We start from the raw sequence: 14,392 nt of genomic DNA, 5'->3' as shown, positions 1-14,392 counted from the left end.
CTACAATGTCCCGACAATCGCCCGTGCGGCATCGTCGGGGACCTCGGCTGCGGTTATGGGACGGCCAATGACCAGCACGCTGGCGCCATCATCACGGGCTTGGCGCGGGGTGACGATGCGTTTTTGATCACCGGTTTTGCTACCCGCAGGGCGCAGGCCGGGGACAATAAAAAATCCGTTTTTCCATGCCTTATGCGCGGCTTTTACTTCTTGACCTGAACACACGATGCCGTCTAGGCCAGCTTCGCGGGCAAGGTCAGCGAGCCGCTCTACCTGATTATGCGGGTCGTCCGCGACCCCAACACGGCTCAGATCGTGATCATCGAGGCTGGTCAGCACGGTGACAGCAACCACTTTTGTATTGGTCCCCGCCGCTGCCTTTGCATCCTCCATCATCGCGCGCCCGCCCGATGCATGGATGGTCAAAATCGCGGGCGCTAATCCGTTCAAAGCCTGCACCGCTTTTGCGACGGTATTGGGAATATCATGCAATTTCAGGTCAAGGAAAATGGGCAGGCCCAGCTTCGCCACTTCATGCACACCGTGATGGCCATTGGCGCAGAAAAATTCGAGGCCCAGCTTCACCCCGCCAATATGGTTTTTGACCGATTTGGCGAGCTTTACCGCGTGATCAAGGTCGGGCGTATCAATGGCGACATAAACTGGATTGCTCATGCGGCGCTCCGTTCTGCAGGAGGCGGCATTGACGGGTCGTCCATGCGCAGCGGTTGCCGGCTGGTGCCGGTTTCCAGCGTGAGTATCTTGCGCTTCAATCGCCAGATAATCGTCTTGTAGATGATGAATAGCGGTACAAATCCAGCAATGAAGCTGACAATGACCAGCATTGGCAATTTGGTGTCGAGCAGCAACCCGCCCCAGAGTTTAACCGATACCGGCACCCAATTGTTGATGGTGAAGACCACCAACGCAACAATCAAGATCACCCAGAGGAGTGTTTTCAAAAATTGCATTTGCGGGTCTCCATATTTGGGGGGAAGGGGAGTCGCCGCTATCTTATGGGAAATCAGAGGCCTAAGCTAGTGGCCTTGTTCACTCCCCAAAAACGCGGGCAAAAATGACGTCGATATTCTTGAAATGATAGTCGAGATTGAAGCGTTCTTCGATATCGGAAGCGCTGAGCTTTGCGGTGACATCATCGTCCGCTTTCAGCAATTCCATCAAGCTGAGCGCGCCGTCCGATTCCCACACTTTCATCGCATTACGCTGCACGATGGCATAGCTGTCCTCGCGGCTGATCCCAGCTTGGGTGAGCGCGAGCAGGACGCGCTGCGAATGGACAAGCCCGCCCATGCGGTCGAGATTTTTCTGCATCCGTTCGGGATATACCAGCAGTTTTTCAACCACGCCCGTCAAGCGGCCCAAGGCAAAGTCCAGCGTGATCGTGGCATCGGGGCCAATATAGCGCTCCACGCTGCTATGGCTGATATCGCGTTCATGCCACAAAGCGACATTTTCCATTGCCGGGGTCACGGCGCTGCGCACCATGCGGGCAAGGCCAGTGAGATTTTCCGTCAGGATTGGATTGCGTTTATGCGGCATCGCGCTCGACCCTTTTTGGCCGGGGCTGAAATACTCTTCTGCTTCCAAAACTTCGGTGCGCTGCAAATGGCGCACTTCAACGGCCAAGCGCTCGACCGATGATGCAATGACGCCCAGCACGGCAAAATACATGGCATGCCGGTCACGCGGGATGACCTGCGTGGAAACGGGTTCGATTTCCAGCCCGAGTTTCTCGGCTACATATGCCTCCACTGATGGATCAATATTGGCAAAGGTGCCAACCGCGCCCGATATGGCGCAGGTCGCGATTTCGGCGCGGGCAGCAACCAACCGTTCGCGGCCCCGGGCAAATTCGGCATAGGCCTGCGCCAGCTTCATCCCAAAGGTGACGGGTTCGGCATGAATGCCATGGCTGCGGCCAATGGTTGGCGTGAATTTATGCTCCATCGCGCGGGTTTTTATAGCCGCCAGCAGCTTGTCCATATCAGCGATCAGCAAGTCCGTCGCCTGCGTCAATTGCACTGCGAGGCACGTGTCGAGCACATCAGAAGAGGTCATGCCCTGATGCATGAAGCGGGCTTCATCGCCGACATTTTCCGCAACCCAGGTTAGAAAGGCGATCACATCATGCTTGGTCACCGCCTCAATCGCGTCAATCGCTGCCACATCAATCGCGGGGTGCGTCGCCCACCAATCCCATAGCGCCTTCGCCGCGCTTTGCGGGACAACGCCCAGATCGGCGAGTTTTTGCGTCGCATGCGCCTCTATCTCAAACCAAATGCGAAATTTATTTTCCGGTTCCCAAATCGCGGTCATTTCGGGGCGGGCATAACGAGGAACCATGGAAATTTGCTTTCGTGAAAAGAGAGTTTTTGCGAATCATGCGGCGGTTAGCAGATGCCGAGCAAAACCGCAAAGACGCGTTTTGACCGAGGCCGGCACGCACAGATAAGGAAAAAAATGATTGCGCTACCATTTTTTCGTGCGCAGCATTTTTTGGCAAAATTTGCTTATATGACAACGTTTTCATGGATAATTTGGCTTGAAATATAGTTATAAAATAGATGCAAATTTTGCACTTTTATGACTTTATTGTTGCACCCGATATGAAGTTGGATAATCACCGTGATTGGAGTGAGGGAGAGAAGAGTGCAGAGCATCCGGGCCTTTTGGGTCGCAACCTTTTATTGTGCCATAATGCTGTTCCAACCCGGGGCAGCGGTGGCACAAAATGGTCCGGGTGTTACTGAAATTCCAGATCCGCAGATGACACTCAGCCAGTTGCGCCTTATCTCGCAAGGGCCCAGTGAAAGCATATTTTCGGTTGAATTTTACCCAAGATTGCCGGTGTCATCGGTTCTCACTTTACCCAATGAGCGCGAAAATGGCAAAACGTCGTGGAGCGTGCGATTTGAAAATGCCCGGCGCGGCCCGTCCAGCACACAGCAAAAATATACAGGATTGGTAACAGGCGTTGATATTGTTGCAAATGACACCGACCTAACGCTTACTTTTTCCGCCAAGGATGCATCCAAACTGACCACGCAGCCCGTCGGTGAAGGACAGATATTGGTCACCGTAAAACGGGTTCCCAAACGGGCCAGTTCCAGTTTTGGAAATTTTGGCGGGGCGGTTGATAATGGCCCGGCATTGCCGCCAGTGGGGTCCGCCGTGTCCTATGGTGCAAATGAAAGTTACGGCGGCGACGATGTCGCATTTGAAGATCAGGGCGCGGAGCTAATCCTCCTTAAATATGCCGATGTCAGCGAGGTCGTGGGCTTGCTGACCGAGGGCCTGTCGGTGCGCCCCAATAATGTGTTTATTCGGCGTGAACCCGGCTTTGGTTCGCCGGGGCGCGATAATGGCAACAATAATAACAACACGCCGCCTGAAGATTATGATCAGCCGCTGGGCGAATCTGTTGACCGCAATTTGGCGATCGACCGGCGACTGAATGCGGTATGGGTGCGCGGATCGCCCGAACGTATCGCGCGGGTGAAACGCCAAATCGAGTTGATCGATATTCCAGTCGATAGCGTCATTTTGGAAACGCAATTTGTGGAGCTGACCGAAACGGGCGCTCGTAATTTGGGCCTTAACTTCAACAATGGCAATGGTCAGATTGCGGTTGGAACCGGACAATTGGGTCAGTTTGTGCCCTTTGGCCTGCCGCCCGAAACTTTTTTGAAAAGCGCCGCGTTACAGGTGGCCTTGTATGCACAAATTGAAAAAGGCAACGGGCGGATATTATCTAAGCCTCGCATCGCCGCCCAAAGCGGTTCGAGCGCGAAAATCATTACTGGAGATGCTTTACCGATCATCACCAACATTACCTTGTCCGGTGTGAATGGTGTGTCGGAGCAGGTCCAGTATGTCAATGTTGGCGTGACGCTGCAAATCGCTCCTCGCGTTAGCCCGGATGGTTTTGTAACCTCCAAAATCTATGCGGTCGTGTCGAGCGTATCGGGCTATTCACAAGGCTATCCTACGATCAGCCAGCGGGAGGCAGAAACATCCGCCTCGGTGCGCGACGGCGAATCCTTTGTCATTGGCGGACTGACCCAGGAAAGCGTGCTCAAGTCCAATTCGAAAATTCCGATTTTGGGCGACATCCCGCTGGTCGGAAAATTATTCAGCTATGAAAAAACGCTGAAAGGTAAAACTGAGCTTTATATTTTCATTACACCGCGCATCGTAAATCATCGTGCTTCTTTGGAAGAGGAACCGGAATGATATGATAATTTTTGAAATTAAATAATTTATCCAGATATTTATATCGGATATTCCATTTTGATCCACGCCCTGAAAATGACCAAGGCAATGGGTTGAAATAGTCTGACATTTTGAACGGCTGTCGTCAGATTATCGTCACGGCGAAACAGTTCCCCTGCGTCTGTATCAGGCGCGGAACGGATAACTGCGTCATGGCTCAGCCACAGTTTAAGAGAGAGTGAATGAGAGAGTTGAGAGAGGAAAAATTATGAAAATGAAGAATAAGTTCATCGTTGGAGCGATCCTGTTAAGCACTGCTACGGCCGCTTATGCTGCTTCACACACATATACAGCCGCCGGGCCGAACCAAGGTGATGAGGTGGACGCAAGCGGTAACAAATTTTTTTGGACCGTCTATGCGCGCGACTGGGATTCGCAGAGCGTAACCGTAAATGACATCGCCCGCCGCGATATATCCATGGACTGGGATTTGAAAAATATGGATAGCGCCGATTATGTCGGCGGCGGCGGTTGGCAGAATGTGGCCACGCCCAATACGCTCACTTATGATTTGTATGATTGGACCACGTCCGATGGCAAAGGCACATTTGGCGCTTATGGTTGGTCATGCGGCGTGCCCGCGGGCAATTTGAATGTCGAATATTATATTGTAGAGGCTGCTTTTGGTGGGTGGACTCCGCCCACAAATGCTGGCGAATATACGCTGACTAAGGTGCGGAAAAACAATCGGGACCTGCAGGTCGTCACCAACAACGGCACTTATCAAATTTACCAATCTGGTCAGATTAACAACCAACCCAGTTACTGCCAATCCGGCAATACAAAGCCTGCATTCAAACAAGTCTGGGCGGTGCGCACAGCCAATAAATTTGTACAGGCGAGCCGGACCAACCCGGGTCGCGGCACAATTGATTTCAAAGTGCTGAAAGAGGTCATGGATGACTATGGCTATTTCAATGCAAATTCCGCTTATCTAGTGATCGGCGCGGAAGGGCTGAAAAACTCAAAGGGGCACATCCGCCTGCGTGTGAATAAAACCTAATTCGTCTGCGTTGCAATAAAAAGGGAGCGAAGGCGGCGCCCTCGCTCCCTTATTTATTTACCTAAGCTACGGGTTAGCAATCGCCGACGCGTTTTGCTCCCACCTTGAAACTCATCGACCCTTTGCCTGCTTGCGGGCTGTCAAAATCTAAATCAACGTCCATATTGAATCTTTCGGCTTCTGCGCCGCCCTTCATTTTGACATTGATATTCCCCATTTGAGTGCCTTTACATGTGACTTCCAAATCGGCGGTGGTTGCGGTGCCGTTATCTCTCACGGTTTCGCATGTGCCGCCCAGGCTTTTGGTCAAGCCGCCTGCGGCCTCTTTCCAATCTTTTTCTTTGCCGCCCTCAATACATTGCGCGCCGCCTGCGGCCGATGCAAAGGACGTCTGCATTTGCGATTCTGCCTGTGCCTTCTGTGCCTCTGTAATGCCCGGTATGTCGAGCTTGGTCAGCTCGATTTCAGGCTGATACTTGCCCTTACGTGGAATTTCGTCGGCGCTATTACAAGCGGTAAGGCCAAGTGCAGTCACGGCAGTGAACAGGATAAATCGGGTCTTCATGTCTTTACCTTTGTTATGAATGGAGTGCAGCAACCTAAAGACGGCAAAAAATAAAACAAGCCTCATGCCAACAATCCTATTGAGCCCAGATCCCCGCAGCGGCGGCTTTTCCACAAAAGCTTTGGGTTTCGGCCCCAATGGGACTTGGCGAGCCGCAACAGGGGCGCTATCGCCGCAGCTATGTCAGATATAAGCGACGGTGAAATAGCAGAAGATCCTTTTGACGCGGTGGTTGATGCGCCCTTTGATGCGGCGCTGTCCGAACGCTATCTGATCTATGCCATGTCGACCATTACCGCCCGGTCGCTACCGGATTTGCGCGATGGGTTAAAGCCGGTTCATCGGCGGTTATTATGGGCGATGCGCCTGTTAAAGTTGGATCCGTCGCAAGGTTACAAAAAATGCGCGCGCGTTGTCGGTGATGTTATCGGTAAATATCATCCGCATGGGGATCAGTCGGTTTATGATGCGATGGTGCGGTTGGCGCAGACATTTTCGCTGCGATATCCGCTCGTCGATGGGCAGGGCAATTTCGGCAATATCGATGGCGATAACGCAGCGGCCTACCGGTATACAGAGGCGCGGCTGACGAAAACCGCAATTGAGTTGATGCAGGGGCTGGATGAAAATGGCACCGATTTTCGCCCCACCTATAATGGCGAAGATGAAGAGCCCGAATATATGCCAGGGCTTTTCCCCAACCTATTGGCCAATGGGGCCAGCGGGATTGCCGTTGGCATGGCAACCAGCATCCCGTCGCATAATGTCGCCGAAGTGCTCGACGCGGCGGCTTTGTTGATTGATCAGCCAGCAGCGGATCATGCGCAGCTGATGGAAATTATGAAAGGCCCGGATTTTGCCACCGGCGGGATATTGGTTGATCCGGCGGATGTGATAAGCAAAGCCTATGAAACCGGGCGCGGCGCGATGCGGGTGCGGGCGCGCTGGCATAAAGAAGATGAAGGCCGAGGCGGGTGGATCGCGGTAATCACCGAAATTCCTTATCAAGTGCAAAAGGGTAAGTTGATTGAGCAGATTGCCAATCTAATCGGTGATAAAAAACTGCCCATCCTTGCCGATGTGCGCGATGAAAGCGACAGTGAGATACGCATAGTTCTCGAACCGAAATCGCGGAATGTTGATGCCGATGACTTGATGAACGCCTTGTTCCGGATGAGCGATCTGGAAACCCGATTTTCGCTGAACATGAATGTCTTGGATGATACCCGCACGCCCGGCGTGATGGGTCTGGGCGAACTGCTGCGTGCCTGGTTAAAGCATCAGATTGAGGTGTTGGTTCGCAAATCGCAGCACCGGCTGGAAAAAATTGACGCGCGGCTGGAACTGCTCGGCGGCTATATCATTGCGTTCCTCAACCTCGACCGGATCATCGAAATCATCCGCAGCGAGGATGAGCCAAAGCCGGTTATGATGGCCGAATTTGAACTGACCGACCGGCAAGCCGAAGCGATTTTGAATATGCGGCTGCGGTCGTTGCGCAAGCTGGAGGAGATGGAGCTTGTGCGCGAACGCGATGCGTTGACGGCCGAGCGCGAAGAGCTGGTTAAATTGATCGAGAGCCCTGCGCGGCAGCGCACGAAGCTGAAGAAAGAGCTGGCCGCGCTGCGCAAAGCTTATGGCGAAGATACCGAATTGGGCAAACGGCGCACGTCGATTGAGGAAGCGGCGCCCGCGCGGGAAATTTCGCTGGAATCGCTGATCGAAAAAGAACCGGTGACGGTCATCATGTCGCAGCGCGGCTGGATTAAAGCGATGAAGGGCCATGCCGACTTGTCGCAGCCGGAAATTTCCAAATTCAAGGAGGGCGACGGCCCCGCCTTTGCGTTCCATGCCCAAACAACCGACAAGATATTGATCGCAACGGCGCTGGGGCGTTTTTACACTATCGGCGCGGATAAATTACCGGGTGCGCGGGGTTTTGGCGAACCAGTTGCTACGATGATCGATATAGAGGCGGGCAATGATATTATTGCGTTAATGCCTGCGGTGCCCAATGGCCGGATGCTCCTGGCTTCGTCGGCTGGCAAAGGCTTTATCGCCCAAATGGCCGATGTCATCGCCGAAACCCGTAAAGGGCGGCAAGTCGTCAATGTTAAGGGTAAGGCAAAGCTGAAAGTGGTTCGTGTGGCACCAATGGCGGGATTGCCGGAGGAAGAGGCAAAGGATCATTATGTTGCGGTTGTCGGTGATAACCGGAAACTGGTTGCCTTCCCGCTGTCCGAGCTGCCCGAAATGGCAAAGGGGCAGGGCGTAACGCTGCAACGATATAAGGATGGCGGGCTGTCCGACGCGATCTGTTTCAAAATGTCGGAAGGTTTAAGCTGGGCCATGGGCGGCGATAGCGGGCGGACGCGGACCGAAAATGATATGTCGTTATGGCGGGTGGCGAGAGGTGCGGCCGGGCGGTTGCCGCCCAATGGTTTCCCCCGCGATAACCGTTTCGGTTAGGGCTATTTGCTAAGGATCATCTTCGGCCCATACCCGCACGATTTTACATTAACCTTTTATTTGTCACAAAACGCAAAGCAATAATTTACACATTGCAGCTAGGCCGGTCCTCATGAAAATGTGGGATCAACTGGAATTTGCCCACGGGTCGCAAACCGATTTTCGTGAAGAGACGAATATTGTTAAACCCGTTGGCGCAATAAATGGGCATTATGCCTGGATAAAATCGCTGCCTATCGCGGCGGCTGTTGTTCAGCAATCATCTGATATTGCGTCGTTAATATCGACCAATCATTTGTTTGACGCGCTGATCGCTCGCATGGAGCATGAACGCGGGCTCGATCTTGAAAATCTTGCCAGCCGCATTTCCAAAATGAATCGGGAAAAGCGCGAATCGCATTTTGAACGGTGGCAGTCGCTTGATTCGATCAGCCGACTGGAACTGGAAATTAATATCGCCCGCTATGGCGATGGTCAGGATATGTATCTGCTGACCATGGTTGACCGCACCGCAGAAGTGATCAGCAGGATCAATTTGCGCCGCGAAATGTTGAATGACAGCCTGACCGGATTTTTCAATCGCAGCGGTTTTGAAGAAGAGATTGAACTTACCATCAAAAATCTGTCCAAGCGGGACGGGCAAAGCTCCGCCCGTTATGCGGTGCTGCTGATTGACCTTGCGCGGTTTAGCCGGATCAATGAATCGGTTGGCGCGATGGCGGGCGATGAATTGATCATCACCGTCGCCCGGCGGCTCAACAGCCGCATACGCAGCAACGAAATATTGTGCCGGTTGGGCGGCAACGAATTTGCGCTTTTTGTCTTGTTGGATGATGAGGCCAGCAATGTCGAAAATATTGCTGCCCGGCTGAATGATGCTTTTGCGCAGCCGTGCCAGCTGTCTAATCTGGAAATTCAGGTTGAATGTGCCTTTGCCGCCGCGATCGGTAATAGCGAGACGGACGATCCCATGGATACGCTCCGCTTCGCTCAAATTGCGCTAAAACGGGCGAAGCGCAGCAAAAGGTTTGAACTTTATGCACCGGGCGCAGTCGACAATGCGCAGCGGCGTTTCTCGCTGGAAACAGATTTGCGCCGAGCGATCCAGCGCGGGGAGTTGGAGCTACATTATCAACCGCTGATGGATTTGGAAACTGGTGCGATCAACGGCTTTGAGGCGTTGGCACGGTGGGAACATCCCGATCTTGGCTTTATTTCACCTGTTGATTTCATACCCGTGGCGGAAGAAAGCGGGCTCATCGTTCCTTTGGGCCGCTGGGCCTTGCAAGAGGCGGCGCGCACCATTGCCGACTGGGACAGCCGGGCCGAACATGAATTGCCGTTCAAAATCTCTGTTAATATGTCGGCTGTGCAAATGCTGCGCGATGATGTGACTGAAGCTGTTTCACAGGCCATTCACGGCGCCGGGATAACCGGCGACCGGTTGACCATAGAGCTAACCGAAAGCGCTTTTGTCGACGATCCGGACGGGGCCAAACGGATATTGGAATCGTTAAAGGCGCTCGACACCAATTTGGCCATGGATGATTTCGGCACAGGCTATTCCAATCTTGCCTATCTGCAAAAGCTGCCAATTGACGTTTTGAAGATTGACCGCAGCTTCATTGCCGAAATGCTGACCGACAGGGACAAGCAAGCCATTGTCAGCACAGTATTATCATTGGCCAGTGCATTGGGTATGAAGACCACGGCAGAGGGCATTGAAAGCGAAGCGATTTCAGATGTCCTCAAATCGCTGGGCTGTTCGGTTGGGCAAGGCTATTATTATGCAAAACCGCTCACCAATGATGCGGCTTATTCCTTTTTAGAAGCGAGCAGAGCGGCCTCCACGCGCTGATCCACTAGCCTATCGAGCGCGTCGCCGTCCGGGAAGGCGTGCTCTATCCAAGCCGCCCGAATCTCCTCCATCGTGCGGGCAACAACAGGCCCGGCAATCAATCCTTTGGCAATAATATCGCCGCCTTTGACCGGAAATACCGGTATCTGCCAATCGGCCAATTGGCGGAGCGCGGCTGGCAATTCTTCATCCGGCGCAAATAAAATCGCGGCGTCGCGGGCACTCAGCAAATCGGTCCGATAAGCGAAGGCACGGATAGTGGATGCGGTGATTTCGCTGCCCTTCATCCGGGCGGCAATTTCTTTTCGCATCCGGTTCGACAGCTTCAACCGCATCGCTGCCTTATCGGCGACCTGCGCGTCGATCGGCAATAGGCAGAGCAGCCTAGTCGTGGCCGAAGTGCGCTGGCCAACGTGGACTTCGCGCTGGATCAGGCGCTGTAGCCGGTTCGGTGCCATCCGGTCATATTCGGGCAGGAATGGCATGAAGATACCATGTTCAGCCATCAGCGTAACCGACTGCACCGGATCGGGCAGGTCCATGATTTTGATGAGCTCGCTGGCGATTCGCTCACGCGACAAAGCCATCATTTTTGCCGCAGCCGCCGAACAAGCGGCCAGCGCTTCGTCATTCACCTGACCCCCGCCAAAACGAGCGAGAAAGCGGAAGTAACGCAGGATCCGCAGATGATCCTCGGCTATGCGCTGCGCCGCGCTGCCGATAAAACGCAAATGGCGGTTTTTCAAATCCTCCAGCCCGCCAAAATAATCGAAAATCTCTCGGGTGACTGGATCGGCATAGAGCGCGTTTAACGTAAAGTCCCGCCGCGCTGCATCCTCCTGCCAATCGGTGGAGAAAGCAACAGTCGCGCGGCGGCCGTCGGTGGATACGTCGCGGCGCAGGGTGGTTATTTCAAAGCTATGCCCATCGGCAACGGCGGTCACCGTGCCATGATCGATGCCCGTGGGGATGGCCTTGATCCGGTCTGCCTCAAGCCGGCCCATGACATCCTGCGGCACAAGCGGTGTGGCCAAATCGATGTCGGTCACTGAAAAGCCAAGCAGGTTATCTCGCACCGCCCCGCCGACAAGGCGCGGCGGGCCGTCATTGCTTTTCAGCGCAGCTATCACCCGGGCCAAACCCGGAGAATGCAGCCATTCGGCATCGGGCATCTGAGTCATAGCGCCCTCATCCGCCGAGCCAGATTGGCGATAATGCCAGCGGTAACACCCCAAATGCGGCGATCCTGCCACTGCATATCATAATATTGCCGTTCCCGGCCCATCCACACCGCGCTTTTTCTCTGGACGTTGGCGGGGTCGAGCAGGAAGCTGAGCGGAACCTCAAACCAATCCTCAACCTCGCCCGGATTGGGAACCAGCGTCAGGTCGGGCGGGATCATGCCGAGCACGGGCGTGATGCGATAACCGCTGCCGGAAAAATAATCGTCGGTCGCGCCAATCACTTGCACTTGGGCGGATGGGATAGCGAGTTCCTCTTCGGCTTCGCGCAGTGCCGCGCCAATCGGGCCATTGTCATCCGCGTCGATTTTTCCGCCGGGGAATGCCACCTGACCTGCGTGGCTGCGCAGATTATCCGGCCGCTGCGTCAGGATTACGCCCGGTTCGGCGCGGTCGGTAATCGGGATGAGCACGGCCGCTGCCCTATGCGCTGCGACGGCATCACCCAAATAGCGTTCATCCTCAACGGTGATGGCGATGGCCGGATCAATCGCTGCGGTGATCCTTTGGATCAAACTCATATGCTGCTGCCCAATGTGAAATAGGATCCGCTGCTCCACAGGCCCGGGCTATCGGCATTTTCGGCCAGCGCCATTTCGGCCAGCTCATAATAGACCGGCCGGGCAAGCTTTGCCCATAAATTGCCGCGTACATTTACGTAAGGCAGCGGCGGCGCGCCATCCTCTTGCGGTTGTTCCCGCATGACCAGCGGATGATCCCCGTCGAGCAGGACCAGATCATCGCTGTTGAGCCGCAGCACCAATTGGCGATTGTCGCCTTCACCCTCGGTTCGCACTTCGACTGCGATAAAGGGCGCATCTTCAACCTCTATCGATTGTTTTTCATAAGGCGTGACGAGCCAATGCTGCCCATCATCGTCACATCGCAGCAGCGACGAAAAAGCGCGGATCATCGCGGGGCGTTTAATCTGCCCGCCTTTATGAAACCAGCGGCCATCGGCGGTGATGCGCATGAAACTGTCGCTTTGGGCCTCCGGGTTCCATTGATCGACCGGCGGCAGTTTGCGCTGTTTCACCAGCTCGGCGATTTCGGCAAGCGACAAAGAGGCAAGATCGGGCGGCGGTGTATAAGGCATAGTCAACAGATAGGGGGGCTTTTGCCGAATGCAAAGCCCTCAATCGCCAATATCAGGCCCGATCATTCCGGTTAGCGGCAGGATATAGTCGCCTTCATTGCGCAGTAACAGACGGTTCTGCTCAAATGGGCCGGGTAAATTCCAGCCCGCTGTTTCGGCCGCCGAAAAACCGAAGCGGCCATAATATTCGGCATCGCCAATCATCACCATCGGCGGATTGCCCTCCAGCATCGCGGCATCGACCATCGCTTGCATCAATGCCTGACCATGGCCCAGCCCCTGTAACTCTGGCGCAACCGCAACCGGACCGACCAAAACCATCGCTGCGCTATCGCCGTCGGATGCTTCGATCAAAACCGGCCAGCATTGAATGCTGCCGATCAAATGCGTGCTGGATAAAAGCCCAAAAGACAAAGCAGGCATACAAGCGGTCCCGTCGCGCAGCAAATAGGCCGTACGGCTTTTCCGGTCCGTACCAAATGCAGCATCCAGCAGATTTTCAATCGCGCCGGGATCGCACGCGCTAAGCGGGAGAAGTTCAACCATATTTATACGTCTTTTGCTGTTTCTGCTTCTGCCTCTGGTGCCCGGCGCAGTAGGGTGAGTGTCGTTAGGGAAATAGCCGCAAATACCGCCGCGATCACAAATGGCGCGCCGGGGAAATGGACGGGCGCAGCGGCGCTGGTGAAATAGGCCAGGGTGAAGTTGAAAATCAATTGTGCCAGCAAAAATGCCAGCGCAGCCATGCTGCCGTTAAAGCCCTGCAGCTCGCCCTGCCGGTCGGCGGGCAGACGGCGCGACATCATCGAATTGAGCGCAGGTTGCGCAATCCCCTGTAGTCCCATGACAAAACACAGGACCAGCGCTATAGTACCGTTGGTAATTAGCGCGAGGAGGATGAATCCGGCCAGGCCAAATGTCATCCCAATTTGTGCTGTGCGCCGCTCACCAAAATAGTTAACCGCGCGTTTGATCACTAAGGCCTGGCAAAAAGCCATGGATATACCAACAGCAGTCAGCGACAGGCCGACCATTTTCGTGTCCCAGCCATATTGCGCCTTTGCAAAAAAGCTCCATGACGCGGGGTAGATTTGACCCGCAAAAGACCACAGGAAATAGACCAGCGCAACCGGCAGCAGGCTGGGCACTGTGCCTAAATTCATCAATGCGCCTAGAGGATTGGCGCGATTGAGCCGGAAATGGCGGCGGTTTTCCTTTGGCATGGTTTCGGGAAACACGAACCAACCATAAATGAAATTGGCAAAAGCCATTAGCGCCGCGAAAAAGAAGGGCAGGCGGGTGCTATGTTCGGCCATGAAGCGGGCGGTATCATTCATGCCGATTGCCGCAAACAAGCCCTCAACCAAATGCGGGTCGGCGATCAAGCCGCCAATGGCAGGGCCGATGATAAAGCCAATACCGAATGCCGCGCCAACCATACCGAAGCTTGCGGCGCGATCTTTTTCATCCGACAGGTCGGCCATGGCGGCGTTGGCGGGGCCGAATATCGCGCCCAATCCGCCCGCAATGGCCCGGCCTATAAATAACCAGACAATCGACTGCGCCATACCCATCAGCAAAAAGTCAAAGCCAAAGGCAAAAAGCGAAACCAAAAATACCGGACGCCGCCCGAACCGGTCGCCCAAATTGCCGACCAAAGGGCCGAGCGCAAATTGGAAAATCGCATAAGTCGCGCCGATCCAGGCCCCCATGCGGGTGGCTTCGGATAGGGTAAAGCCCTCCAACGCTTGAATTAAATCAGGCAGGGCAGGCATGATGATGCCAAAACCGGCCGAATAGATGAACACGGTAATCAGCACAAAGCGCATGGCGCGTTTATTCAAGATAGTCTGCTCTGACATTACCG

13 protein-coding genes are annotated in these 14,392 nt (G+C 54.3%); 4 read left to right on the top strand and 9 right to left on the bottom strand.

Features of this window, described 5'->3' with window-relative positions; all coding sequences use genetic code 11:
* The 3 genes from pyrF to purB form a co-directional block, all read right to left on the bottom strand.
* Positions 1-675 (bottom strand): orotidine-5'-phosphate decarboxylase, encoded by a 675-nt coding sequence (gene pyrF / locus ACFOWX_RS07825; RefSeq protein ID WP_381422913.1) that lies wholly within the window; start codon positions 673-675, stop codon positions 1-3.
* Positions 672-971 (bottom strand): hypothetical protein, encoded by a 300-nt coding sequence (locus tag ACFOWX_RS07820; RefSeq protein WP_381422911.1) that lies wholly within the window; start codon positions 969-971, stop codon positions 672-674. Before ACFOWX_RS07820 ends, pyrF begins: the two co-directional genes overlap by 4 nt.
* A gap of 79 nt (positions 972-1,050) precedes the next feature.
* Positions 1,051-2,364: an adenylosuccinate lyase gene (purB, locus tag ACFOWX_RS07815; protein ID WP_381422909.1), complete on the bottom strand. Its 1,314-nt coding sequence runs from the start codon at positions 2,362-2,364 to the stop codon at positions 1,051-1,053.
* Between the two features lie 306 nt (positions 2,365-2,670).
* Between purB and ACFOWX_RS07810 the strand changes: the two genes are divergently transcribed.
* Both ACFOWX_RS07810 and ACFOWX_RS07805 read left to right on the top strand, forming a co-directional pair.
* Positions 2,671-4,254: a type II secretion system protein GspD gene (locus ACFOWX_RS07810; protein ID WP_381422907.1), complete on the top strand. Its 1,584-nt coding sequence runs from the start codon at positions 2,671-2,673 to the stop codon at positions 4,252-4,254.
* 247 nt (positions 4,255-4,501) lie between these two features.
* Positions 4,502-5,296, top strand: coding sequence for a hypothetical protein (locus ACFOWX_RS07805; RefSeq protein ID WP_381422905.1), 795 nt, complete (start codon positions 4,502-4,504; stop codon positions 5,294-5,296).
* Between the two features lie 73 nt (positions 5,297-5,369).
* Here ACFOWX_RS07805 and ACFOWX_RS07800 read toward each other — a convergent pair whose 3' ends face one another.
* Complete coding sequence (locus ACFOWX_RS07800) at positions 5,370-5,861, bottom strand: DUF3617 domain-containing protein (RefSeq protein ID WP_381422903.1); 492 nt, start codon at positions 5,859-5,861, stop codon at positions 5,370-5,372.
* A 180-nt stretch (positions 5,862-6,041) separates the two neighbouring features.
* On the opposite strand from ACFOWX_RS07800, the gene parC reads away from it, so the two are divergent.
* Positions 6,042-8,330, top strand: coding sequence for a DNA topoisomerase IV subunit A (parC, locus tag ACFOWX_RS07795; RefSeq protein WP_381422901.1), 2,289 nt, complete (start codon positions 6,042-6,044; stop codon positions 8,328-8,330).
* A gap of 112 nt (positions 8,331-8,442) precedes the next feature.
* Positions 8,443-10,188: a putative bifunctional diguanylate cyclase/phosphodiesterase gene (locus tag ACFOWX_RS07790; protein ID WP_381422899.1), complete on the top strand. Its 1,746-nt coding sequence runs from the start codon at positions 8,443-8,445 to the stop codon at positions 10,186-10,188.
* Here the strand turns inward: ACFOWX_RS07790 and ACFOWX_RS07785 are convergent.
* From ACFOWX_RS07785 to ACFOWX_RS07765, 5 genes are read right to left on the bottom strand one after another with little or no spacing between them, the layout of a single operon-like run.
* Positions 10,146-11,369 (bottom strand): CCA tRNA nucleotidyltransferase, encoded by a 1,224-nt coding sequence (locus tag ACFOWX_RS07785; RefSeq protein WP_381422897.1) that lies wholly within the window; start codon positions 11,367-11,369, stop codon positions 10,146-10,148. The two genes, ACFOWX_RS07790 and ACFOWX_RS07785, sit on opposite strands and share 43 nt — an antisense overlap.
* Entirely contained in the window at positions 11,366-11,950 is a 585-nt protein-coding gene (locus tag ACFOWX_RS07780; RefSeq protein ID WP_381422895.1) for a CoA pyrophosphatase, read from the bottom strand. The genes ACFOWX_RS07785 and ACFOWX_RS07780 overlap by 4 nt, the downstream gene beginning before the upstream one ends.
* Entirely contained in the window at positions 11,947-12,525 is a 579-nt protein-coding gene (locus tag ACFOWX_RS07775; protein ID WP_381424969.1) for a DUF1285 domain-containing protein, read from the bottom strand. Before ACFOWX_RS07775 ends, ACFOWX_RS07780 begins: the two co-directional genes overlap by 4 nt.
* A gap of 39 nt (positions 12,526-12,564) precedes the next feature.
* On the bottom strand, positions 12,565-13,071 hold the full coding sequence (locus ACFOWX_RS07770; RefSeq protein WP_381422893.1) for a GNAT family N-acetyltransferase: 507 nt from the start codon (positions 13,069-13,071) through the stop codon (positions 12,565-12,567).
* A 2-nt stretch (positions 13,072-13,073) separates the two neighbouring features.
* Positions 13,074-14,387 carry an MFS transporter gene (locus ACFOWX_RS07765; protein ID WP_381422891.1) on the bottom strand — a complete coding sequence of 438 codons (1,314 nt, stop codon included), beginning with the start codon at positions 14,385-14,387 and terminating at the stop codon, positions 13,074-13,076.
* Positions 14,388-14,392: the final 5 nt, after the last annotated feature.

The organism is Sphingorhabdus arenilitoris, assembly GCF_042651485.1.
GTDB classification, from domain to species: domain Bacteria; phylum Pseudomonadota; class Alphaproteobacteria; order Sphingomonadales; family Sphingomonadaceae; genus Sphingorhabdus_B; species Sphingorhabdus_B arenilitoris.
The sequence above is the reverse complement of the archived record's forward strand: the minus strand, read 5'-3'. Positions and strand labels throughout refer to the sequence as shown.